Annotated in this window: 16 protein-coding genes; 10 read left to right on the forward strand and 6 right to left on the reverse strand. The window is 54.4% G+C overall.

All coding sequences use genetic code 11. The annotated features are described in order from the left end of the window. Window positions 1-88 precede the first annotated feature (88 nt). The gene (locus RHM61_RS09815; protein ID WP_322250932.1) at window positions 89-2,248 is read right to left on the reverse strand and encodes a TonB-dependent receptor; all 2,160 of its coding nucleotides are present in this window, start codon (window positions 2,246-2,248) and stop codon (window positions 89-91) included. Window positions 2,249-2,527: 279 nt separating this feature from the next. On the opposite strand from RHM61_RS09815, the gene RHM61_RS09820 reads away from it, so the two are divergent. Then, entirely contained in the window at window positions 2,528-3,196 is a 669-nt protein-coding gene (locus tag RHM61_RS09820; RefSeq protein ID WP_322251085.1) for a response regulator transcription factor, read from the forward strand. After that, entirely contained in the window at window positions 3,193-4,494 is a 1,302-nt protein-coding gene (locus RHM61_RS09825; protein ID WP_322250933.1) for a HAMP domain-containing sensor histidine kinase, read from the forward strand. Before RHM61_RS09820 ends, RHM61_RS09825 begins: the two co-directional genes overlap by 4 nt. 60 nt (window positions 4,495-4,554) lie before the next feature. Here the strand turns inward: RHM61_RS09825 and RHM61_RS09830 are convergent, their stop codons facing one another. Then, on the reverse strand, window positions 4,555-5,586 hold the full coding sequence (locus RHM61_RS09830) for a Glu/Leu/Phe/Val family dehydrogenase (protein WP_322250934.1): 1,032 nt from the start codon (window positions 5,584-5,586) through the stop codon (window positions 4,555-4,557). 233 nt (window positions 5,587-5,819) lie between these two features. After that, the gene (locus RHM61_RS09835; protein ID WP_322250935.1) at window positions 5,820-6,473 is read right to left on the reverse strand and encodes a dienelactone hydrolase family protein; all 654 of its coding nucleotides are present in this window, start codon (window positions 6,471-6,473) and stop codon (window positions 5,820-5,822) included. A gap of 267 nt (window positions 6,474-6,740) precedes the next feature. Between RHM61_RS09835 and RHM61_RS09840 the strand changes: the two genes are divergently transcribed. Beyond that, complete coding sequence (locus RHM61_RS09840; RefSeq protein ID WP_322250936.1) at window positions 6,741-8,297, forward strand: oligopeptide:H+ symporter; 1,557 nt, start codon at window positions 6,741-6,743, stop codon at window positions 8,295-8,297. 292 nt (window positions 8,298-8,589) lie between these two features. Next, on the forward strand, window positions 8,590-10,272 hold the full coding sequence (locus RHM61_RS09845; RefSeq protein WP_322250937.1) for a methyl-accepting chemotaxis protein: 1,683 nt from the start codon (window positions 8,590-8,592) through the stop codon (window positions 10,270-10,272). A gap of 65 nt (window positions 10,273-10,337) precedes the next feature. Here the strand turns inward: RHM61_RS09845 and RHM61_RS09850 are convergent, their stop codons facing one another. Beyond that, on the reverse strand, window positions 10,338-12,056 hold the full coding sequence (locus RHM61_RS09850; protein ID WP_322250938.1) for an alkaline phosphatase family protein: 1,719 nt from the start codon (window positions 12,054-12,056) through the stop codon (window positions 10,338-10,340). Window positions 12,057-12,274: 218 nt separating this feature from the next. Between RHM61_RS09850 and RHM61_RS09855 the strand changes: the two genes are divergently transcribed. The 3 genes from RHM61_RS09855 (at window position 12,275) to RHM61_RS09865 (ending at window position 14,468) form a co-directional block, all read left to right on the forward strand. Next, window positions 12,275-12,652, forward strand: coding sequence for a TraR/DksA C4-type zinc finger protein (locus RHM61_RS09855; protein ID WP_322250939.1), 378 nt, complete (start codon window positions 12,275-12,277; stop codon window positions 12,650-12,652). Between the two features lie 109 nt (window positions 12,653-12,761). Continuing rightward, window positions 12,762-13,982 (forward strand): NO-inducible flavohemoprotein, encoded by a 1,221-nt coding sequence (gene hmpA / locus RHM61_RS09860; RefSeq protein ID WP_322250940.1) that lies wholly within the window; start codon window positions 12,762-12,764, stop codon window positions 13,980-13,982. Window positions 13,983-14,021: 39 nt separating this feature from the next. Continuing rightward, window positions 14,022-14,468 (forward strand): Rrf2 family transcriptional regulator, encoded by a 447-nt coding sequence (locus RHM61_RS09865; RefSeq protein ID WP_322250941.1) that lies wholly within the window; start codon window positions 14,022-14,024, stop codon window positions 14,466-14,468. On the opposite strand, the gene RHM61_RS09870 is transcribed toward RHM61_RS09865, so the two are convergent. Then, the gene (locus tag RHM61_RS09870) at window positions 14,462-15,883 is read right to left on the reverse strand and encodes a DHA2 family efflux MFS transporter permease subunit (RefSeq protein ID WP_322250942.1); all 1,422 of its coding nucleotides are present in this window, start codon (window positions 15,881-15,883) and stop codon (window positions 14,462-14,464) included. The two genes, RHM61_RS09865 and RHM61_RS09870, sit on opposite strands and share 7 nt — an antisense overlap. 155 nt (window positions 15,884-16,038) lie before the next feature. Between RHM61_RS09870 and RHM61_RS09875 the strand changes: the two genes are divergently transcribed. The 3 genes from RHM61_RS09875 (at window position 16,039) to RHM61_RS09885 (ending at window position 21,401) form a co-directional block, all read left to right on the forward strand. Beyond that, on the forward strand, window positions 16,039-17,529 hold the full coding sequence (locus tag RHM61_RS09875) for a toll/interleukin-1 receptor domain-containing protein (protein ID WP_322250943.1): 1,491 nt from the start codon (window positions 16,039-16,041) through the stop codon (window positions 17,527-17,529). 47 nt (window positions 17,530-17,576) lie between these two features. Next, entirely contained in the window at window positions 17,577-19,781 is a 2,205-nt protein-coding gene (locus RHM61_RS09880; RefSeq protein ID WP_322250944.1) for a PGDYG domain-containing protein, read from the forward strand. Window positions 19,782-20,229: 448 nt separating this feature from the next. After that, window positions 20,230-21,401 (forward strand): IS3 family transposase gene (locus RHM61_RS09885; protein WP_322247382.1). Its coding sequence is split into 2 segments (ribosomal slippage): window positions 20,230-20,494 and window positions 20,494-21,401, totalling 1,173 coding nucleotides; the frame shifts between segments, so codons are not numbered across the junction. Window positions 21,402-21,422: 21 nt separating this feature from the next. Here RHM61_RS09885 and RHM61_RS09890 read toward each other — a convergent pair. Beyond that, window positions 21,423-24,254 carry an ATP-binding protein gene (locus RHM61_RS09890; RefSeq protein ID WP_322250945.1) on the reverse strand — a complete coding sequence of 944 codons (2,832 nt, stop codon included), beginning with the start codon at window positions 24,252-24,254 and terminating at the stop codon, window positions 21,423-21,425.

Genomic DNA, 24,254 nt, shown 5'->3' on the forward strand with positions numbered 1-24,254 from the left:
AGCATGAACCAGCCCTGCCAGGCGAATTGACAGAGCGCAGTCTGATCTGCATCAGCTGCGCTCTGAGTGAATGGAACCTATCTGACGATCAGAAGTCCAGTGTCAATGCCAAGCTCACGCTGCGCGCTGGCAGCAAGGTCAGCAAATCGCCGGCGGCCGATACGGCCGTGGTTTTGCTCGCTGGGGTGACCGAAACAATACTGTGCTTGTCGAACAGATTATTTACGCTCAACTGTAACTTGCCACCCTTGAGTGAGTTGGAAATATTTTTCAAGGAATAATTGACGAACAAGTTAGACACCACGAACGGATTGACGGCGACGGCTTCGTGCGTGCCGCCATTATCGTTGAAGGTTTTACCCACACGCTTCGTGAACCAGCCGAGGTTCCACTCATTTTTCACATAATTGAAACCCAGTGTTTCGGTATCGGACGGCGCATTTTGTACCCACATGCCACTGTCGGCATACTTGGCGCTGCCATAGGTGCCGTTGACGTAGAGATTGAAACCGCCACCGATGACGATGGTGCTTTCCGCTTCCACACCTTGGCTGACTGAGCTGCCGTTGGCGTAGAAAGTCGTGTTGCCGCTGGCATCGGTACTCGATGAATAGGCATTGTCGAATTTAATCCGGTAGGCATCGACATCAAGAGTGAAACGATCGCCTTTCCAAACTGAGCCGATTTGCGTGGTTTTGCTCTTGATCGAGGCTGGTAAGGCCGTGACATTGGCGTTTTTCACATCAAACACACTGGTCGGCGGAATTTCATCGCCGGTGGCGAACTGGGCATAGGCTGACCAGTTCGGTGCGATCAGGTAATGCGCATCAATCGAGGGCAGCACGGTACGGTAGTTGGCGACATGTTCGATCGACGCCGCACCATTGAGACTGCCGACGGTTTTGCCATTGTCGGCAAACTGTGTCAAATCCTGGCGATAGGTCGAATATTTGAGGCCGGCCGTGACTTTAAGTGCACTGCTGACCTTGTATTCATATTCGGCGAACGGTTGAATGATGGTGCTGGAAATCGTTTCATGAAAGTTAGGCAGCAGCGAATCGACCCAAGTCAGCGGGTTGGTCGGCGTTTGGTAGCGATTGGTTGCGGCATTTTCTACCCAGGCACCGGCGCGCAATGTGCCGTACTCGGTTTCTTGGCTGATGCGGAAAATATCGCCGTAAGTACGGTAGCCATTGGTTTTGTCGGTGCCGCTGTTATTGGCCGCCGTGTTGGCCTTGGTCAGAGGAATCGTCGCGCCCGGGTAAAATTCTTGGTTATGATAGTAGTAGGTATAGGCTTTGTTATCGAGCTTCCAACCGCCACCGAGGTTGGATGAAATACCCATGTATTCAAAATCGGTGGTTACATGGTAAGTGTTGTAGCCGACGTAATTCGATTTGCTCGGGTCGGACGACAACAGATAATTATCGCCAAAGGCGGCGATATCGCTGCGCGTGGCGGCTTTTGTGCTCGGCGTATTCGAATGCACCGTGATGTAGGAACCGAACAAAGTGAGCGTGGTGTCGGGCGTGGCATTCCATTGGTATTTGCCGGAAAATGCATCGCGCTGCTGCTTGTTGAGGGTTTGATAGCCATCCGACTTCATCTCATGCACGTTGAGCAGCACATTTGAGTTGGCGTCGCGACCGATCTGGCCACTCTCGTATTCGGCACCGATGAGGCTGGTGTTCCAACTGCCGTAAGAAGCCGTCGTACTGATGCGTTGTTGCGTTTCTAAATTGCGCGAAAGTAAATTCACCGAGCCGCCGAAATTGGCTGGGCCGATGGTCGCTGCCGAGCCCGGGCTGCGATCGATCACCGCACCACCGATGAAGGGGGCTGGGAAAAACGACCAAGTATGATGGCTAGGGCTATTGGTGTCTTGGAAGGGAATGCCGTCGAAAGAAATCGAATAGTCGCCGTCGGAAAATCCGCGGAACGTAGTTTTGGTATCGCCCAAGCCCGGACCATTCGGACTATAGCTGTACATGGCCGGTGCCATTTGCAGGATTTGACTGAAATCGGCAGTTGGTACGGTGTAATTGCGGACGAATTCATCGCTGATTTCTGACTGCGCCGAACGGGCCGTCAGCGAACCTTGTGAGATAGCGGCGCTGGCGGCCGGCGATTTTTTTGCACCGGCTATCGTGACGATGCTGGTATCGGCTTCTGCTTCGGCATCGGCCCAAGCCAGCGCCGGCGCGGCCAGCGACATGCTGAGCGTGGCGGCCAGGATGTGGCGTGTCATTGTTTTCAGTTGAAGCTGCTTCATTGTAGGTATTTCCTGTATGGAATGAATTGGAACAAATTGGAATGAACGAATAAACCGAGAGTGTTGCTTTTGTTTTTCACAATGGATGGCATCGTAGGCAGAATTTGTTACAGGAAAAAGACAAGCGAATTCTTGCCTCGTCTTTGTTGTATTTGCTGTTAATTAAGGCAAACTTAATTCTTCTAAGACAAAACTATGTCTCAATCAGGTGAAATTTTTTTTGAAGCACCAGCAAACCATGAGGAAAACGCACCGATGCGCGTGTTACTGATCGAAGACGACCAGATGATAGGGGAGAGCTTGCTCGAAGGATTGAGCAAGGAACAGTATCGAGTCGATTGGGTACGCGACGGCCGCGCCGCCGAACAGGCCTTGTCGGCGCAGGCCTATCCATTGATCGTGCTCGATCTCGGGCTGCCGGAAAAATCGGGCCTGACCGTGTTGGCCGAATACCGTCAAGGCGGTGGCACGGCGGCGGTATTGATCATTACTGCGCGTGATTTGACATCAGAGCGTATTCTCGGTCTCGACAGTGGGGCCGATGACTACTTGGTCAAACCATTTGATCTCGATGAGCTGTATGCGCGCATGCGTGCCTTATTGCGCCGCTGTGTGGCACCGGCCACGGAAGAATTCCGCCATGCCGGCCTGATCCTCAACCCGTCTACGCACGATGTCAGCCTGCATGGCCAAGCCATACATTTATCGGCACATGAATTCAAACTCATGCTGAGCTTGTTGAGTACGCCAGGCAAAGTGATTTCCAAAGCCAGTTTGGAAGAAAGTATTTACGGCTGGGACGATACAATCGAGAGCAACACCATCGAAGTCTACATCCACACGCTGCGTAAAAAATTCGGGGCTGAGTTCATCAAGAACGTACGCGGTGTCGGCTACAAATTGAACCTCAGGTGCGATGAATGAGAAGCATACGCCAACAATTATTATTGGGTTTGATATCGGGCATGGTGACGGCGATTCTGGCTGTCGGCATCGGCAGCTTTCTCAAAGTTCGGCATGAAACCAATGAATTGTTCGATTACCAGCTCAAGCAAATCGTCCGTTCATTTCCGCTCGATATGTCGCCACAAAACAGTGAGACCGACGATCGTCATCCGGGCAAAAAAATCGTCGTGCAAGTGTGGAACCCCGCGCATGCCATGGTGTTCAGCTCGAATCCGGCACGGAACCTGCCACGCTATCCACAAACCGGGTTTTTTGAAGTCAGTTTTGGCGCTCGCGCCTGGCGTATTTACAGCGAAGAAAATCATCAACAATTGGTACAGGTCGGGCAGTTGATTGCGGATAGGGAAAGCATTCAATACAGCTTGGCGCTGCGTTCCTTGATTCCTTTACTGATCCTCATCGCGCTGTTAGCCGGTTTGATCTGGCTGGTGGTCGGCCGCAGTCTGCGCGGGCTGACGCAATTGGCCGAGGCGCTCGGCGAACGTTCGGTGCATGTCTTGCACCCCTTGGAAAATGCCCTCTACGCGCCGGAATTGATGCCGATTGTCGACGCCACCAATGCGCTGTTGACGCGCCTCGATGAATCGATACAGTTACAAAAAATGTTTGTCGCCGACGCCGCCCATGAATTACGGACTCCGCTGACAGCGCTGAAATTACAACTGCAATTAGTCGAGCGCTGCGAGGAGGAAGCCGAGCGCCGCCTCGGCTTTGTGAAATTACATGAGCGCCTCAATCGGGCTATTCATTTGGTTAAACAATTACTGACCTTGGCGCGCCAAAGTAATCATGAAGCGCAGACTTGGAACAGTCAGCTCAATTTACCGCATTTGCTGCGCCAATTAGTCGGTGAATTTTCTTTACTGGCAGAAAATAAAGACATTGATCTCGGTGTCGAAGTCAGCGAAGAAACGCTGTGCGTGGGCGGTAATGAAGATGCACTGCTTACCCTGTTTGGTAATTTGCTCGACAATGCGATTCGCTATACGCCAGCACATGGCCGCATCGATGTGGCAGTCGGTCGGCGTGGCGCGCAGCCTTGCGTGTCGATTGCCGATAACGGCAGTGGCATTCCGCAGACCGATCGCGCGCGGATTTTCGATCGCTTTTATCGTGTCGAGCGCAATGCTGAAAGTGGCAGCGGTCTCGGTTTGGCCATCGTGCGGAAAATCGCCGATCAACACCATGCCCAAGTCATACTGGCCGAACCCGAGAGCGGACCGGGCTTACTCGTCAGTGTGGTGTTTGCGGCGTGATCGGTAGCGCGCTAACGAAAAAGCCGCCCCACGGGGCGGCTGATTTACGCAAACAAACAGTTATTTTTTGAAGCGACTTTCGGCAATACGATCGGCCACTACACTGGTCGGCAAGTTTTCGGAATCGGCGCGACTAAAAATTTCTGCCAGCGTTTCACCGATACGACGCACATGCGCATCCATGCCGGCTTCTGGGGTTTGCATATATTCATAGCAGACCTTGATGATGCCACCGGCATTGATAACGAAATCCGGCGCATACAGAATGCCGCGCGCGCGACAAGCGGCACCGATTTCCGCACTGGCCAACTGATTGTTAGCAGCACCGGCGACGATGCGCGCTTGCAGACGTGCCAGGGTATCGAGATTGAGCGTGGCACCGAGAGCGCAAGGAGCATAGATATCGGCCGCGACATCATAGATTTCATTGACATGCACGACGCGTGCCTGCAGTTCTTGCTGGGCGCGGGCCACCGCGGCGGCATCGATATCGGCAACGATCAGCTTGGCACCGGCTTGGTGTAAGCGACGCGCATAATCGTAGCCGACATGACCGAGACCTTGTACTGCCACGGTCAAGCCTTCCAAGCTGTCGCGCCCGAGCTGATGCTTGACTGCCGCTTGGGCACCGACGAAACAGCCAAGTGCCGTATATGGTGAAGGATCGCCGCGCTCACCCAAACCGGCCACATACTTAGTCTTGCCGGCGACATGCGCCATGTCTTGCGGACTGGTGCCGACATCTTCGGCCGTCACATAGCGGCCACCCAAACGTTCCAAGGCTTCGCCCAGGGCTGCAAACAGGGCCGGGGTTTTGTCGGTTTTCGGGTTGCCGATGATAACGCTTTTACCGCCGCCGACAGGCAGGCCGGCTACGGCATTTTTATAGGTCATACCGCGTGACAGACGCAGCACGTCGCGCACGGCTTCGGCTTCGCTGCTGTAATTCCACATCCGACAGCCACCCATGGCAGGGCCGAGCGTGGTGTTGTGGACGGCGATGATGGCTTTGAGGCCGGATTTGGCTTCAGAGGCGAACACGACTTGTTCGTGTTGGTCGAAATTGATTTCGTTAAATACAAAAGCGGTCATGCTGATGGCTCCGCGCGGAAGACAGATTGAGCTTGCCGGGTAAGGCAAAATCCTGATTCCGCAAAAAAGTGAATGAAATTGATCGTACTGTTGGGGTCAAACCGTCAATGATACGTGCCGGCTCAGCAGCAAATTGCCAGCGGTTTTGCCGCCAGCGCTACTGCATGGCGCGATGGTGTCGCGCGTCGACAGTATAGGGGAGAGTCGCGCCGAACTCAAACAGTCTGCGATGTTCAGGCGGTGCAGCAGTGCGCTTCCCTTGGATTAAATCTGCGCTTCCCTTGTTGTAACAGGCTGATTAATTGTGTCATATAGTGCGTTTGTGCTGCAATATGGCTACCGCGTGAATATGAATTCATAAAACCGTGTCGTGTGCCACTAGCTAATTCGGCTTGATGGCCGCGCGCGCGCAAATCTTGCGCCAGTTCCGCCGCATCGAAGGCCGCTTCCTGCTGGGCAAAGATCAGCCGCACCGGACTTTGTGGTTGCAGGGTGCGATGGTCGCGGATGCGCGAACCGTAAAATAAAACCGTTTGCAGCAAGCTGGCCATGACAGGGCGTGGGCTATTGAGCCACAGCGCACTCGCGCCAGCCGAAAAACCGATGGCAAAGTGTAATTCCGGCTGCTGCAGCAGAGCCGCATGCAAGAGCTGGGCGTAGGCGGCCACGCCACCTTCGGCGAGAAAGGCTTGATACGCTTCTTGCTCAGAACGAAAGGATCGTGGCTTGCTGCCAAAGGGCGAGACCACCAAGGTCGGTACGGCCAGTTGACGTACCAAGCCGGCTACGGCCGGGGTATTGCCGAAGACATCGGTGGCGAGCAACAAGGTGGCAGGCGCTGCGGTGCTTGGAAACGATGCGGCAGGTGAAGGTAAAGACAAAGACACGGACAGCAAACTCTATAGAAAAATGCAAGAGGGCGCAGCCTACCGGACTCGGCCGAGATTGGCAAGTCGTGCCGCAATCGTACTGCTGAGTCACGTGAGTTATTTTAGACCTTTGAGTCTTTTTAGTCCCTTGACTTGCCGGTTTCAAATCGTGATACTTCAGCGAGCTCTCGGCACATTGGCCGACGATCATGCATGCTGCCCCGGCTTATCGCCGACAAGCAATAAAATTGTTCAACCAGACAAGTATCATCACGGAGACCCCTTATGACAGCATCGAGCGCAGCAGCGCAGAGCGGAAAAATGCCGCCACAAATTCCCTATATTATTGCCAACGAGGGTTGCGAACGCTTCAGTTTTTATGGCATGCGGAATATTTTGACGCTGTTCTTGATCAGCAGTTTGTTGTTGTCTATGCCGGAAGAGTTGCGCGCTGGCATGGCTAAGGAAGTGTTTCACACCTTCGTCATCGGCGTGTATTTTTTTCCTCTGCTTGGCGGTTGGTTAGCTGATCGTTACTTCGGTAAATACAATACCGTGTTTTGGCTCAGCCTGGTATATTGCGCCGGCCATGCTTGTCTGGCGATTTTTGAAAATAATTTGCATGGTTTTTATACCGGCTTGTTTTTAATTGCCCTCGGTTCCGGCGGTATCAAACCTTTGGTCACCGCTTTTGTTGGCGATCAATTCGATCAAAGCAATCGCAGCCTGGCGCAAAAAGTATTTGATGGGTTTTACTGGATCATCAATTTCGGCTCCTTCTTCGCTTCTTTGCTCATGCCCATCTTCCTCAAGCAATTGGGTGCTGGCATCGCCTTCGGCATTCCCGGTATCTTGATGTTCATCGCCACCATGATTTTCTGGTCCGGCCGTAAAAAATACGTACATGTCGCCCCGGTGGCGAAAGACCCACATTCGTTTCTCAATGTGATACGCACGGCACTGAGCGTCAGTTCCAGCACGCATGGCAGCGGCGGCATTTATCTGGCCTATAGCGGCGTAGCGCTGGCGGTGGCGGCGCTGTTCCTGATGCCACAAATCGGCATCGTCGCGGCGCTGTGTTTAGCCTTGGTGATGCTGCTCGGCTTGGTCGGCAGCGGTGCCTGGTGGCGTCTTGAGGCGGCACGCGGCAGGCATCCTGATGCCGCCGTCGATGGCGTGCGCGCGGTCTTGCGCATTTTGGTGGTGTTTGCTTTGGTCACACCATTTTGGTCTTTGTTCGATCAAAAAGCCTCGACTTGGGTCTTGCAAGCCGATTTGATGAGCAAACCGGCGTGGTTCCAATCGTCACAGATGCAGGCGCTGAATCCTATGTTAGTGATGTTATTGATACCGTTCAATAATATCTTGCTCTACCCGTTTCTCAAACGCATGGGCGTGGAAATGACTGCTTTGCGCCGCATGGGCTTGGGTATCGCGTTTTCTGGTGTGGCTTGGATCGTGGTGGGTGCCATGCAATTGGCTATCGATGGCGGCAATTCGCTCGATATCACTTGGCAAATTTTGCCGTATGCCTTATTGACCTTCGGTGAAGTCTTGGTTTCGGCGACCGGGCTCGAATTTGCCTATAGCCAAGCACCATTGGCGATGAAGGGCGTGATCATGAGCTTTTGGAATTTATCGGTCACCATCGGTAATCTGTGGGTCTTGCTGGCCAATGCCAGCGTGAAAAGCGCCAGTGTCACGGAAAAAATTCAAAGCAGCGGTATCAGTGTGACGGCGTTTCAAATGTTTTTCTTTGCCGGCTTTGCCTTGCTGGCCGCTGCCTTATTCGCGCTGTATGCGCGTAATTACAAAATGCTTAATAACTACCGGCAAGCATGATGCAGCTTGGCTGATTGATGCAGTAGCAGCCGATCAAAGTACGGCACAGCCTTGAATCGCTGTGCCGTTTTTCGTTTACTAAAATGCTAAACGTGCAATTGTGGAAAATTAAAGACAAAGGAATTTATTTAAGATGCAATAGTTTCGATTGGTCTACATTTAAATGTGTAAAAGAACATCAAATAGACTTGCGAGTTATGCAGAATCGGGTATCTTGTGGCTGATCAGCAAAGTTGTCCAGAAAAAACTTTTTTTTCTGCAACCACGAACATAGCCCAGACTGGAGTTGACCATGAGCATCGCCAAACGCCTGTATTTATTGATGAGCTACGCCGCTCTCGCCATGTTGCTGCTGGCCGGCGCACTGGCATACCAAATCAAGCAAGTTTATGAGGCCGCCGATTATTCCAGCGCCAACACCGTGCCCAGTCTGCTGGCGATCGATGAATCGACCGACGCCTTGGCCAATGTACGTATCAATTCCTGGAAGTACCTGGCAGAACCGGATCCGGTAAAAAAAAGGACGGTTCTCACTATTATTAATAATGCAAGTGCTGCTTCGCGTGCTGCCTTGGATAAGTATGAAAAACAATACCTGTCTGACGACAAAGACCGTGTCCTGCTCAGTGAAGAGCGGGCTGCGATCGCCGCGTATGATGTCGAGCGCATGAAGGTGCAGGCCTTGGCCGATGAAAATAAGGATGAAGAAGCGCGCACCGTTTTTCTCGCAGCCCGAGCCACCATAGATAAAATGGTTGCTGCGATTCAAGCACACAAAAACTACAATGTCGAACGCGGTGCCGCCGCCGCTGCCAATGCCGCCAGTATGCTTAAGCATGCCCTTTGGCTGGCCGGTTTGCTGGCCCTGTTCGCCATCGGCGGTGTAACCATCATGGGTTTGCTGCTGACGCGCAAAGTCGTCAACTCTTTGGAAACCGCCATCACCATCACCAACCAAGTGGCGGCCGGCGACTTGACCTGCCACATCGATGACCGCGGCGATGATGAAATTGCCCACCTCATGGGCGGTTTGAAAAAAATGGCCAGCAGTCTGGAAGTCATTTGCACGGAAATTCGCCAGAGCACTGATGCCATCGCCACGGCCTCGTCGGAAATTGCCAGTGGTAACTTGGATTTATCCTCGCGTACCGAGCAGCAAGCCGGCGCGCTCGAAGAAACCGCTTCCTCGCTGGAGGAATTAACCAGCACGGTCAGACAAAACTCCGACAATGCGCGCCAAGCCAATACGCTTGCCACCAATGCCTCGACGTTGGCAGTCGAAGGCGGCAGCTTGGTCTCGCAAGTGGTTGATACCATGGGTGCCATCAATGGCTCGGCCAGAAAAATTGTCGACATCATCAGCGTCATCGATGGCATCGCGTTTCAAACCAATATTCTGGCTTTGAATGCGGCGGTCGAAGCGGCCCGCGCCGGTGAACAAGGGCGCGGCTTTGCCGTGGTAGCGGCGGAAGTACGTAACTTGGCGCAGCGCTCGGCCTCGGCGGCCAAAGAAATCAAAGCGCTCATCGATGATTCTGTAGAAAAAGTTGATTTCGGCAGCCAATTGGTAGGACGTGCCGGCAGCGCCATGCACAATATCGTCGACAGCATACATAAAGTCAGCGATGTCGTCAGCGAAATCAGCAGCGCCAGCCAAGAGCAGAGTTCGGGCATAGACCAGATCAATCAAGCCGTGATCCATATGGATGAAACCACGCAGCAAAATGCTGCGCTGGTCGAGCAAGCGGCGGCAGCGGCATCATCCTTGCAAGATCAAGCCAATAAGCTGAGCCAAGTGGTATCGGTGTTTACCCTGCAGCAGCAGGTCGGTTTGCGTGCTGAGTCCAAGCCTGCGGCGGCATCCCGGCCGCTGGCACAACGCGCGAAGCCGGCAGTGGCACCGGCCAAAGCCAAAACGCAGCGACCAGCCTTGGCTGCGGCCAGTGCGGGCAAAGATGATTGGGAAGAATTTTAAGCTTGTTGTTCTGGCTGCTGAAAAAAACCGCCGGCATCGGCGGTTTTTTTTCTGCTGCATCGTACTCAGGGCCGCCGCAAGCTCGTTGACAACACTTCGCTCAGTACCCGTCCTTCCGAGGCCGACGGCGGGCGCAATTGCAGCAGGTGCGACAGCGTCGGCGCGATATCGACTACCTCGGCATAGTCGCCATAGTAACCGGGCTTAATCCAGTTCGCGCCCATCAGCATCAGCGGCACATTCGTGTCATAGCTGTATGGCGAACCGTGCGTCGTGCCATGGCGGCCGCTGCCGAAAATCCAATTCGGCTTGGCGACCACCATGATGTCGCCCGAGATTTGGCTGTTCCAAGCGCGTTGCATCAGCTTGGCGATACGGTTGGCCGGCAATTGACCGTTTTCCAGCTGATGGCGGCTGTAAGCGTAAGCCAAGCCCGGATAGCTTTCGAGGAAGTGGGTGGCAGCTGTTTCGACTTCTGCTGCCGGCAAATGTTTTTGCTCAATCAGATTTTGATCGAGTAAGAACACCGGTGCCGACCATTTTCTGACCAGACCATCGACGCCAAAACGGCCGCTCAAATGTTTCTCCAAGGCAGTTTGCATCGCTTTGCTATCGATGCGACCTGTATCGCGCTGCAAGGCTTGTGCATATTCCGGCACATTTGGGAAACCATGATCGGCAGTCAATACCACCAAGGTATTGGCCAAGCCGACGCGGCTGTCGAGATAATTGAAAAAATCGGCCAACATGCGGTCGAGTCGTTGCAAATGATCGTGCGAGAGGCGGCTTTCCGGGCCATACGCATGATTGACGTAATCATGACTCGACAAACTGACCCCCAGCACATCAGGCACACCGGCCGGGTTGCGCCCGAGGTTTTCTCCTTCGATGGCGGCGCGGGCGAATTTCAGCGTCAGCTCATCAAGATACGGGCCGGTACCCAGCTTGCCGTAATACTCGGCATCGGGGTGGCCGGAACGGCTGTCATAGGCCAGTGGCGCAGCGCGGCTCGGTGCATCGACGATCTCATCGGCGGCATCGTTGGCATATGCGGCTGGCGGCAGCAACATTTGCCAAGTTTTGCCGTAATACGCATCCTGCGGCTTGCCGGCCAAGTATTGCTGCACCCAAGTTGGGTGTTGCTGCATATAGTAAGTGCTGCTGGCGAATTCGCCGCTTTTTCCCATATACATATAGGCCGTGCCGCTTTTCCCGGCCAATAAGATCGCGCCCCTGTCCTTGCCCGAGACCGTGATGACTTTGGCACGATTACCGCTGGCATAGCGCAATTCGTCGCCGACGGTACTGGCATGTAAATTCGTCGGTGCCGTGCCGGCATGTGCTGCCGTTTCGTTGCCGAGGTAAGTGTAGCGCGCATCTTCGGTGCAGTAGACCGATGCCAGCGTGGTTTTATCGATCCAGTCGTTGGCAATGACGCCATGCTGGTAAGGATAGGCCCCGCTCAATACCGCCGCATGCCCGACCGCTGTGACGGTCACGCCATGGGCTTGATGGGCATTGCTGAACCAGGCCGACTCGGCCAACAGACGGCGAAAACCACCGGCACCGAATTGATCGCGGTAACGCAGAATTTGTTCTTGTGGCAAACCGTCGACGACCAGCACCACTACCAGCTTAGGCGCGGCTGCTTGTGCCGCTGTCTGTGGCGGTATCGATGGCGCTGTGACGGCGGCCAAGCTGTTGCCGGCCATGCCGAGCAGGATGGTCAACGACAGCAGGTTTCGCAGACCGGGGTAGCCGATTAGTGGGTGATGGAGGCGCATGTTTTCCTTATTTTTGAGGGAGAGGGGACGGCTGCGTGCCGTTGTTGAAAAAATTAAAATAATGCCATGAGGCAAAAATTGCAACAGTACATTGTGTCCCGAGTGAGCTGTTGCGGCCTTATCGTCACGTTGTTGCGGCACTTGTTTTGCATCAAACAAATGCAGTGCCGCCAGAGTAAGCTTTAATCGTAGGAAGACCATCTTTACAGGAGAACAAAATGGGACTCAACAGCGCACAACAACAAAATTTGAAACAGATCTTGGAGCGAATGAAGCAGGATATCCAAACTCAATTACGGCTTCATGACCCCGGCTTATTGCACGTCGATAGTCAGGCGGGTGACGGGGTGGTGGCGGAGGAACTTAATCATGATGCTATGTCTCAATATTTGCGTCAACATGCGGAATGGCAAGCATTGCAAGCGGCGCAGGCGCGCTTGAGTGAAGACATCATCGACATCTGCAAAACATGCGCAGCGTCGATACCGTTTGAACGCTTAATGGCGGTGCCGACCACCGAGTATTGCATAGCGTGTAATGCGGCAATTGAACAGGAAGCGCATCGTTTAGGTTTGCATCGACATCCAAGTATGTAATAGATGTATTGCAAATGCATGTTAAAGGAATTAAAATAGCAGCATGCTCCCTGTGAGCTGGCTGCTGTTTTTTTATTCTATAACATGTATTTATAATATACTTACAATCATGACCCTCGATAACGCTACCCGTAGCTTGGTAAAATCCACCGTCCCTGTCTTGAAACAGCATGGCGAAACACTGACACGCCATTTTTATACGCGCATGTTTTCGCATAACCCGGAGTTGAAAGCCTTGTTTAATCAAAGCAGCCAGCAATCGGGTCGGCAACAGCAAGCTTTGGCCGGTGCCGTGCTGGCGTATGCCGAACACATCGACAACCCGGCGGTGTTGCAACCGGTGCTGGCGCTGGTGGCTAACAAACATGTCAGTCTCGGGATCCGTGCCGAGCACTATCCAATCGTTGGCCGGCATTTGCTTGCCTCGATACGCGAAGTGTTGGGGGCGGCCGCCAGCGATGAATTGATTGCCGCTTGGGCGGCCGCATATGGTCAATTAGCGGATATCTTGATTGCCGAAGAACAGCAACTCTACCTGTCGGCCACCGCGAAAAGCGGTGGTTGGAGTAACTGGCGCAGTTTTCGCGTGGCGCGCAAGTTCAGCGAGAGTGAAGAAATCACCTCGTTTTACTTGGTGCCAGCCGATGGCGGCACCGTGCCGACATTTCGCCCCGGACAATACATTTCGCTGCGCTTGATGGTGCCAGCGCTGGGCATGTTGCAAGCGCGGCAGTACAGCTTGTCGGATGCCCCGGGCCAAGACTGCCTGCGCATTTCCGTCAAACGCGAGGCCGGCAGTGTCGTGCATCCGGCTGGGGTGATCTCGAATCTGCTGCATGACAGCGTGTTGGAACATAGCTTGGTCGACCTCGCGCCACCGATGGGCGAGTATTTTCTCAATGATACCGACACCACACCGGTGGTATTGATCAGCGCCGGCGTTGGCATCACGCCGATGATGGCAATGCTGGAACACTTGGTGCGGCAACAGTCGACGCGACCACTGAGCTTTTTACATGCTTGTCGACATGGCGGTGTGCATGCCTTTAAACAGCGCTTGCTCGAATTACCTAAGGCGCATGCAATTCTGCGCACGATGATTTATTATGAGAACCCGCGCGCCATCGACCAGCAAGACAGCGATTACCAGCATGCCGGCCGCTTGGACTTGGCGACGCTCGATGCAACATACTTGCCAGCGCATGCTGATTATTATCTGTGCGGTCCACGCGCTTTCATGCAGGCACAAGCACAGCAACTGCGCGCACTCGGTGTGTTGCCAGCGAAAATACACCAGGAAGCCTTCGGTGCCGGCGGCGTATCCGGCTGACATCGACCGAAATCGGTGCACTGTTAACAAGGAAAATTCATGCAATTGACGCATTTCACCGATTTAGGCATGCGCGTACTGATCTATCTCAGCCAACCGGAGCCGCAGCAGCCGGTGACGATCAGCGAGATCGCCGGTGTGTTCCAAGTGTCACGCAACCACTTGGTGAAGGTGGTGCATTTTATGGCGCAACAGCAGTGGATCATCACTACCCGCGGCAAGGGGGGGGGCTTGGCCTTGGCGGCGGCGACTGATCAGTATCGGCTCGGGCAAATCATCGCCAAACTGGAGGGGCATACTGAGCTCATCGATTGTGCCGCACCGGCTTGCCATCTGCGCGGCCAGTGTCGGCTCAAGAGTATGCTCGATCAAGCACAACAGGCATTTTATGCCGCGCTTGATCGCCACACCCTGGCCGATGCCGTCGCGACGCCGACGCGTGAAGCCATCATGCATTTGCATCAATTGCGTTTCCAAGCTTATTGACTGCCCTTGCTGACGCTTTCGCCATCATCACGGTGCAAACTCCAAAAGCTGAGCGAAGAAAACAAGGTCAGCACGCCCAGTGTGAGGAAGGCTTGGTGCAGCGCAGCGGTGACCGCCTGTTGGTCAGATTGTGGTAAATCGCTTAAGTACCATGCCGTTACCAGCGAGCCGCAGGCCAAACCGAAACTCATCGACATCTGTTGCAGCGTACTCGAAATCGTACTGGCCATACTGGCATCGGCTGGTGCGATGTCGGCATAGGCCATCGAGTTCATACTGGTAAATTGCAGTGAGTTGAACAAACCTTGCGCCAAACTGAGCACGACAATCAGATACCAAGGGGTGCCGGCAGCAATGAGGGCGAAACAGCAGATGGTCACGCCTATCATCAGGGTGTTGACGATTAATACCTGACGGTAACCGAAACGACGCAGCACGCGGGTGGCGATCAACTTCATGAACATCGCTGCCAGCACCGAAGGCATCATCAATAAGCCCGATTGCCAAGCCGGCAAACCCAGTCCCAATTGATACAGCAAGGGCAGCAAAAACGGCATGCCGCCCAAGCCCAGACGGGTGAGAAAACCACCAACCACCGACACGCGATAGGTACGCACGGCAAATAACTGCAGTTTCAGCAGCGGTGCCGGCACGCGCTTCGAATGCCAAGCATACGCTGCCAGCAAAGCCAGCGCCAGCGCCAGCAGCGCGGCCGTCAGCGGCAGCGAAATCGTATGTTCATCAAAAATTTCCAACAGCCACGACAATAAGGCGGCACCGCTGCCAAACAGTAACAAGCCCTGCCAATCGAGCGGACGGCGCTGCTCGCCGTAATAATCGGGCATATGGCGATGGATCAGGTATTGCGCGATCAAGCCGACCGGCACGTTGATGAAAAAAATCACCCGCCACGACAGCCAATGCACAATCACACCGCCGATAGCCGGCCCCAGCAAGGGGCCGATCAGGGCCGGAATAATCACGAAATTCATCGCCGTTAATAATTCCGCCTTGGGAAAGGTGCGCACGATGGTCAAGCGCCCGACCGGCATCATCATCGCCGCCCCCAGCCCTTGCAAAACCCGCGCTGCCACCAGCATGGGCAGATTGAGCGACAAGCCACACAACACCGACGAAGCCGTGAAGATCGCCACCGCCAAGCTGAACACCCGGCGCGTGCCATAACGATCGGCGATCCAGCCGCTCACTGGGATGCCAACAGCCAAACTGAGTATGTAACTGGTGATGACGGCCTTAAGACTCAAGGGCGTGACTTGCAAACTCTCGGCCATCGCCGGCACGGCGGTATTGATAATGGTTGAATCGAGCTGCTCCATGAACAGTGCGATGGCAACCACCCAGGGTAGATACCTTTTAACCGCCAATTCGGAGGCGACAGCCGGAGCAGCAGACATGGATAGATGAGTAAAGGTGAGGATAGCGAGCATGATACACCGACTGTAGCGCGATCGCTTAGCGTAACGTGGCGCTACCGGCGATGGCCTTTAAATAATATTTTAGAATTTTTTTGCCTCGTGGCACAATACCGCTTCTATCTCAGGAGGCCTGTGTGAGTACCATCTTTATTTCTTATCGGCGCAGCGACAGCGCACAGTTCACGGCACGCTTGCATGCCGCGTTGGAACAGACTTTGGGCCCCGAGCAAGCGTTTCTCGATATTGAAAATATCGCTGCGGCGAGCGACTGGAAAGCCCATCTGCAAGCAGAGCTCGAACGTGCCGCCATCGTGGTGGTGGTGATCGGCGCGCGCTGGCTGGCAGAGATTGCTGAGCGGCTGGATCAGGAAGACCAAGTGGTATGGGAAATTCACACCGCCTTGCAACTCGGCAAAACCATCGTTCCCTTACTCATCGATGGTGCTGCCATGCCGGCGGCCATGAGTTTACCGGAACCGATTTGCTTGCTGCCTAGCTTTAATGCGATAGGCTTGGCGAGTCCGAAAGAAGCCGAATTTTCTGCCTTGGTCAAACAAATTGCCGCTCTTGCCGAACAAGCCAGCGCTGGCCACAGCACGCAGCCGGCGCAAGGTTTGCGGCGCTTTCTCAATCCCGCGCTCGATATGTTGCAGCGTTATGCTGATCAAGAGCATATTTTACAAGTCGTGAATGCGGCCGGCCAAGCTTATCGGGTACCGACGGTTGCCGTGCTTAATGCCGCCGATGGCAGCGTTGAACAGGATATCGAAGTGGTGCTTGATGACAATTTTTTCAAAGCCAAGCTAGGCTCGAAAGCCGCCTTTGAAGAATACAAGGCCGATGCTATTCATCGTGGCAAATCCTTCTACGATACCGATACCGCGCGCCTGCTCGCGGTCGAAGGGGGCACGCGGCTGCGGCTGCATTTTCAGCCGACCTCGTATTTTGAATACGTCAAAACCAATATGGCGATGGATTTCGATGATGCCATCGATGGCACGCTGCGTGATGAGGTGCACCCCGACGGCCGGCTTGAAGCGCTGAGTAGCAGCAAGTTGGCCAACCATACCGGCATCAATGGCTTGGTGTTTTCCAATGATGGCGAAATGATTTTTCAAAAGCGCAGTGCCACAGTGCTGACCAATCCTTTGCAACTGTGTCCCGGTTTTTCCGGGGCCATGACGGCCGATGATATCGAACGCAGTTTTCGTCATCACAGCGCTGCCGGAACGCTCGATGAGGTCAATGTGTATCGCGAAATGACCGAAGAATTAGGCATACGCAAGAGCCAAGTCAGTCGGCGTTGCTTCATGGGTTTGAGTCGTGAGCTCTTGCGCGGTGGTAAGCCGGAATTATTTTATGCCGTCGATATCGATTTGTCGGCGCGTGAAATCCTCGCCTGCTGTGCGAAAGACCGCGGCCGCGAAGGCGAGATATTTGCGCTGCCACTGCGCTATGCCCAAGCACGCCTGAGCGAAGAAGAAGCAGCGTATTACCGCGAAAATTTCAGCAAAGTACTCAAACAAATCGAAGTTCGCGCCAATGGTTGCGCCAGCTTACCTCTACTGAGCAATTTGGTATTTTGGATTAATCAACACCAGCCGCCCTTACAGCGGCAGATCTGAGCACGCCGCCGTTCATCCGTTTGTCAGCCATTCATTCAAGGTCATTCATGCATATCGATTTACGCGATCCGCTGCAGCACGCCACGCCGTATCGCAAACGTCCCTTGTCGTATCAGGTCAGTTTTGCTACCGCTGCCGGCAGCATCAGCACCTTGGAAGGGGAAGTACGGTGTCAGCCCGGTGACGCCATCATCACTGGCCAAAATGGCGAGCGTTGGCCGGTGGCGGCGGCCGAATTTGCCTTGCGTTATGTGGCCCGTGAGCCCGGCGGCGCAGCGGCCGCCGGCGACTATCTGGCCAGACCCCTGCGGGTGCTGGCTCGGCGACTCGATGCCCCGCTGCAGGTGGAGTTAGAGCACGGCCGTGGCCGCCTCAGTGCGCAGTCGGGCGATTGGCTGGTGCAATATCCATCGCATGGGCAAGCGATCGTCGCGCCCGATATTTTTGCCAAAACCTATGAGCCGGTGGCCGATGGCGCGCCGCTGTTGATTGGCTTGGCTGGACCGGCCGATGCCAGTTGCTGCGCAGTGCTGGCGCAGCTACACGCACTGCTGCCGGCCAGCGAAATTTTCTTGCTCAGTCCGGCTGACGATGGCAGCCTCGAGCAGCGCCGTTTCGATGCCAATCTGACATTTTCTGCCATGCCGGCCACGCCGCTGCCGTCTGTCTTCGTGAGCATCGATATCGATCCGTTTGCGCGTGCAGCCGTGTATTTGCTTAAACATTGTTCCTTGCTCATCGCGCCGCTTGTCCCAAGTGCTATGAGTCGCGCCATCGCCAAGTTCGGCGCGGCGCTACCATGCTGGGCCGCAGCCGGAGCAACTTCCGTCTTGCTATTGCAAGATCATCATTTGTACGCTTTGCCACTGCCGGCCCCCGTGTTGGAACTGACACAAGTGCATGAATTGTTACGCTGGCTGGCAGCCTCACCAGCCAGCGGCCAGCGTTCGCATCAACGGCGCTTCAGTCGTTGGCAATTGTTCGGCAAGATGTTGCCTGATTTCAAGCAAATCGGGCGCGGCTTGTTGTTGCACTCTGAGGCGCAAGGCCAGGACGAGTCGGCGCAGCTTACCCAAGTGCTGGCCGAGCAATTGTTGGAATTGAATATCTTCAATACTCAAGCGCGGGCCCAACAAAACGCTGCCGGCCAGGCGACCGCCTTGCTGCCGGACGCACTCGAACGGATACAGTTACTGGCGGACCAGTTGGCCGGACGGCATCAGGATGCCTGGCAAAGTCTGCTCTTCAGCACTACCAAACGGCTGGCGCAGCAAGGCGGCTGGCTGCATGGCCTGCGACACCGACAATGGCGCAGCATGCCGGCGGAGGCGCTGCGCCGCGCCACATCCTTAGTCGGGCTGGGCTTGCTGGCGACCTTGTCGTTTGCCGCCTATACGGAAATTTCTGCCAGTTGTGAGAGCAGCGACGTGTTTGCTTTCATCGGCTGTGATACCACTTGGTGGCAGCACTGGGCCAGCGCATTGTTCATGAGCGTCTATCTGAGCGCACTGGCATGGGCTTTGTTGCGTTACAGTAATGCCAAACGGGCGCAATTCGAGCAGCAACATCAGGATTACCGCTTGCTGGCCGAGTGCTTGCGGGTACAACACTGCTGGAACAGGCTAGGACTAGCCGCCAGCGTCGCCGATGCCGTACCCAATATCGACGCGGCCGCCGCCAATTGGGTCCGAAACGCGCTGCGTGCTCTGCATCACATCAGTGTTGTGGACAGCACGCGCTGGGGCCAAACCAGCGTCCGTGCCGCGCTGACTGAGTTTATCGAAGAGCAAATCGACTACCATGAAAAAACTTTGCTCAAGCGCCGCGAGTTAGCCGTGAATTTTCTCACGGCGCGCGCCAGAGTGTGCCTGAGTCTGTTCATGCTCGGCGTGGCTGGATTGGCTTGCAACACCCTCGCCGAAACACTGTGGCATCAAGCGTGGGAGGGCTACGCGCATCATTTTTTGGTGTTGGCCAGCATAGGCGCATTAGCCGGCTGGGCCGCGCATAAAAAAGTACTGGAAAATTTTGGCCTCGAAAGCGAAATTCGGCGCGGCAAAATCATTCTGGCCGAACTGCAGCATGCCAAGAGCTTCATCAGCGAGCGGCTGGCACACGCACCGAGCGATACCGTGCCCGACGCGCAAATTCGGCATGCCCTGATCGGCATCGGCAATGTTTTTGTCAGCGACCAAGCCAACTGGCACAATTTGCATCGCGAGCGGCCGATCGAAGCCGCCACCGGCGGTTGATTAAAAATCTGACTAGGGTTTGAAACCCTGGCCTTCAGGGGCTGTCGCAAAAGGGTATTGAGTCGGTATCATTACCCTAACTGGTGGCCACGTCATTCCTGCGCGCTTTTGGCAGGAACCCAGCGGCGTTCGTGGTTAACTGAAAATGCCAGAAATTGTGGCATTTTCAGTGTAAAAAACGACGCTGGGTTCCCGCTAAAAGCATGCGGGAATGACGAGGTATGCGGTGTTTCAGGTTTAAAAAACGTCCATCAGGCTTTTGCGACAGCCTCTTTTGGCCGGTGAGCGACCAAGGAGCGACCAAGGAGCGACCAAGGAGCGACCCGATGGGAGGGGATGCAAACCCCTTCCAGAGTCTTTTCCATCGTCGCTTGCGACGATCTGTAATGGTCTAATGTTTACGGACACCTCAATAGGAGGAATAATTACCTAAACGAGGAAAATAAAGATGACTGGGAATAAAAAATACGAAGCTACTTTTAAACTTGAAGTGGCCCGGATGGTGCTGGATCAAGGCGTAGCGGTTGCTAAAATCGTGAAAGATATGGGTATTGGAGAAACCGCCGTGCGGCGCTGGGTTGAACAATATCGCGCTGAACAAGGTGGCCAGGCTGGCATAGGGAAACCACTGTCTGCCGAGCTGCAACGGATTCGCCAACTCGAACAAGAAAACCGTCTACTGCGTTCGGACAATGACCTGTTAAAAAAAGCATCGGCCTTCTTTGCACGCGAAATGAAATGATCTACGAGTTAGTCGATCATTGGCAAACGAAGGCCACGGTAGCACAACTGTGTCGTCTCTTGGGAGCGAGCCGGTCTGGCTACTACGCAGCAAAAGCAAAGACAAAAATGACCGCAATATGTGTCACCAGCGTGCATCTGAAAGCGGAATTCGCTGCCAGTGGCCGCAGTTATGGCAGCCGTCGCCTGGTCAGTGCACTGCACGCCAAGAACATCGTCATTGGCCGCTACAAAGTACGGCGCTTAATGCGTGAAGCCCAGATCAAAACCGTCTGGAAGAGAAAATTTATCAACACGACAGATAGCAAACATGATTTACCAATAGCGAGCAATATTCTCAATAGACAGTTCAACCCAGCAGAGCCCAATCGCGCCTGGACTTCCGATATTACCTATGTCCGTACGCGTACTGGCTGGTTGTATTTGGCGGTCGTGATGGAGTTATTCTCACGAAAAATCATAGGCTGGGCAATGGGGCCAACGATGCCAGCTGAATTGGTTTGTCGGGCGCTACGGATGGCGGTTGAGGCACGTAAGCCGGCAGCGGGTTTAATTTTGCATTCCGACCGTGGCAGTCAATATGCCAGTCATGAATACCAACATTTACTCAAACAACATGGCCTTGTTTGCAGTATGAGCCGTAAAGGAAACTGCTGGGATAACGCGGCGATGGAACGCTTCTTCTTAAATTTAAAGATGGAGCGTGTCTGGCAACGCGATTACGCGAATCAAATGGAAGCCACAAAAGACATCATTGAATACATCGTAGGCTTTTATAACTGCTTACGATTGCATTCAACGCTGGGCAATTTGCCGCCCATGATTTACGAAAAAGAAATGGCAGAAAAAAAACCTATTGATGTGTCCGAAATAACTTGACCACTACAATCCATTAAGTTGTTAAGCGCGTCGACCTTCCTTAGTTTTTTCCACTTTTCGTTGTAACACGAAAATCGGCTGCGCCCAGTCGGCATCTTTCTTCTTCTTGCTGGTAATGAGCGTCAGTTCCGAAGGATCGTAGACATCGGTATTGTGGGTCAGAGGCGTGGTCATCAGATACTGTGCATCGGTATTTTTCAAGAACTCACCGACCAATTGAATATTGCGAATATCGAGATGGGCAAACGGTTCATCGATGAACACAAAGCCACCCGAACCATCTTCCGATTTCAATAAGCCGATCAGCAGTATCAAGGACTTCATCACTTGCTGGCCACCTGAAGCCTCGCCGTCATTCATGCCTATCGGCCCCTTGCCATCGAATTTGAAACGCACATGCAAACCGGCCTGAGCCAATTGGATATCATCATTTTCCAACTTCACCGGATCGGTATGCACTTCAATCCCGGCCAGCTCGCCGAGTTGCTTGATATTTTTACTGTAAGACTTGATGGTGTAGCGCAGCCGGTCCATATACGCGGCGCGCGCATTGACGGTGGCTTCGATGGCGCGGTTATTCTGATAGCGGCGCTCATCGGTTTCCGCTTGCCGACCCAGCAAAAGCGTGTTGAGACGGGTGTACTGATCGACCACCGTGCCATCAATTTCCCAGTCATCGCGCGCCAAATTATTACTCAAACTGCGGATACGCAGTTCGATCTGATGGACATTCTCATGCTCGGCCACCAGCGCCTGCCGGTGTACGCTGCGCTTCCACGCTGGCGGCAAATTGTGCCAAGTACTGCGCATGCCGGTCAGAATATCGTAGTGCGCGCGCCGTTCTTCGGCATGGCGTTTCTCAGCGGCGCGAACTTGTGCTTCGGCGTCCGCAATCGCCGCCTTCGCTTGTTCCCAGCGCAAATGCGCGACCGAACGTTGTTCGGTCGCTGCCTTGAGCAAGGGTGCGAGTTCACCGAGCCGCCCGCCGACCTGCATGCGTTGCTGTTTCAGCGGTTGCGTGCTGTGCGCGGCTTCGTCAAACTCAGCATGGCGCGCCGCTAACTCTTTCGCCGCATCGACTCCGGCCAAGCGCGCTTTACAGGTACCGATTTCGCCGGCCAGCTTACTGATCTGCATGGTCAACACATCTTCTTGCGATTGCAGGCGCGGCAGTGATTTCAGCAAGGCCTCGAGGCGTTGGCTGCGGCCGGCATTACCGAAGCGGTAACGAGAAACTTCGACAAACAGCGAACGTCCGCCACGGCGCTCGAAGTGGTAAGCCTCAGGAGTGATCCACTCCTGCGAGCGCGGCAGTTTCATGCCGGCTTCGACCGATTTCACCGTCACGATGCGCTGTAACTGCTCGATCAACCAGGCCGGTGCCTGTGCACTGAAATGCACTACCGATAACAAACTCTGGTCTTTTACCGACGGAGCGCTGACGCGATCGGGCACGATGAAATGATTGTATTTCTGTTTTTCCCCGATCCGGTAAGCGGCCGCCGCATCACTGGCATGATCGAGCAAAATCACCGAAGTATAGCCGCGCAACACGCCTTCGACCGCCGCTTGCCACTGCGGATCGCTGACCTCGACGATCTCGGGCAGCATGCAATGCGCGATCTCGGCTTCCTGCAGCGCGCGCCGCATTTGCCGCACATTTTCCGGGTCGGGCAAGGCCGATTTACTTTGCAAGGCGGCGATGGTATCCATCTCGGCAGCGATGCGTTGGCTCAGACCGTCGCGCTCGGCCTTTTGGCGGCTCAATTGCGCTTCTTTTTTCTCCACTTCATCGGCCACATGGGCGACATCGGGATCAGCTTCCGCCGCTAATTTCTGCAGCCGCGCTTTTTGTTCCAGCAGACTTTCCTGCGGCTTGAGCTTGCTGTTAATTTGCTGTAGCTTTTCACGCAAACCGGCTTCTTCCGCTTCGAGCGCAGCTTCGGCTTGCTTGGCGGTTGACACTTGTTGTGCCTGTTGCGCCAAATGCCCGCGTCGCTCTGACAGCGCGGCATCTTGGCTCTTGAGCAGACGCCGCCCATTGCGCAGCGACAGACTGGTCGCAGCGGCACCGGCCAGAGCTTCATGGTATTGCAAGGTCGGTAGAATTTCTTCCTGCAAATCACGCTTTTCGCGCTGCAAGCCTTCGTACTGATGATAATTGGCTACCCGCAGACGCAAACCTTCCAAATTGGTTTTAGCCCCCTCGAGTTCAGTCTCGAAACGCTGTAATTCGGTTTCGGTATCGCGCTGATGGCGCTTGGCATCGTCATACGCATCGAGGACTTCTTTATCACCGAACACTTGGAACACCAGATCGAGCAACTGACGCGGCGCGTATTCGCACAGCTTATCGGTTTCACCCTGTTCCAGCGCCAGCACTTTACCCATGGCATTCGACAAACCGGCATGCGCGAGCCGCTTGCGGTAACTTTCCACCCCTAGCCAGTCATGCGCCTCCTGCACCTCTTCGATATCGACGCGACCGCCGCGCATCAGATACTGACGCTTCCAATCGCCACCGTTTTTTTCTATCTTACAAAACAGTGTGACTTCGTCATCGTACAGCCCCGACATGCGGAACGGCCGGTTCGAAATTTGCGGACCAACCGCACTGTTATCCACTACCGAGCGTATCCACGCGGTTTGTTGGCCGGAATGGCGCGCATAGTGTTTATACGAACGTCCCATCGAACACTCGAGCCCGAACAAGGTGCGCAGAGCATCGAGCAAGGTGGTTTTACCCGAGCCATTTTGACCGGCGATGGTGATGATCTTGGCATCGAGCGGAATATTTTTGATGCGTTGCCAATAATCCCAATGCACCAGTTCCAGCGATTTGATATGAAACAT

The organism is Undibacterium sp. CCC3.4, assembly GCF_034347425.1.
Classification (GTDB): Bacteria; Pseudomonadota; Gammaproteobacteria; order Burkholderiales; family Burkholderiaceae_D; genus Undibacterium.

Coding starts and splice junctions, on each gene's coding strand:
- RHM61_RS09815 (WP_322250932.1), bottom strand. CDS start 2,248: ATGACACGCCACATCCTGGCCGCCACGCTCAGCATGTCGCTGGCCGCG.
- RHM61_RS09820 (WP_322251085.1), top strand. CDS start 2,528: ATGCGCGTGTTACTGATCGAAGACGACCAGATGATAGGGGAGAGCTTG.
- RHM61_RS09825 (WP_322250933.1), top strand. CDS start 3,193: ATGAGAAGCATACGCCAACAATTATTATTGGGTTTGATATCGGGCATG.
- RHM61_RS09830 (WP_322250934.1), bottom strand. CDS start 5,586: ATGACCGCTTTTGTATTTAACGAAATCAATTTCGACCAACACGAACAA.
- RHM61_RS09840 (WP_322250936.1), top strand. CDS start 6,741: ATGACAGCATCGAGCGCAGCAGCGCAGAGCGGAAAAATGCCGCCACAA.
- RHM61_RS09845 (WP_322250937.1), top strand. CDS start 8,590: ATGAGCATCGCCAAACGCCTGTATTTATTGATGAGCTACGCCGCTCTC.
- RHM61_RS09850 (WP_322250938.1), bottom strand. CDS start 12,056: ATGCGCCTCCATCACCCACTAATCGGCTACCCCGGTCTGCGAAACCTG.
- RHM61_RS09855 (WP_322250939.1), top strand. CDS start 12,275: ATGGGACTCAACAGCGCACAACAACAAAATTTGAAACAGATCTTGGAG.
- hmpA (WP_322250940.1), top strand. CDS start 12,762: ATGACCCTCGATAACGCTACCCGTAGCTTGGTAAAATCCACCGTCCCT.
- RHM61_RS09865 (WP_322250941.1), top strand. CDS start 14,022: ATGCAATTGACGCATTTCACCGATTTAGGCATGCGCGTACTGATCTAT.
- RHM61_RS09870 (WP_322250942.1), bottom strand. CDS start 15,883: ATGTCTGCTGCTCCGGCTGTCGCCTCCGAATTGGCGGTTAAAAGGTAT.
- RHM61_RS09880 (WP_322250944.1), top strand. CDS start 17,577: ATGCATATCGATTTACGCGATCCGCTGCAGCACGCCACGCCGTATCGC.
- RHM61_RS09890 (WP_322250945.1), bottom strand. CDS start 24,254: ATGTTTCATATCAAATCGCTGGAACTGGTGCATTGGGATTATTGGCAA.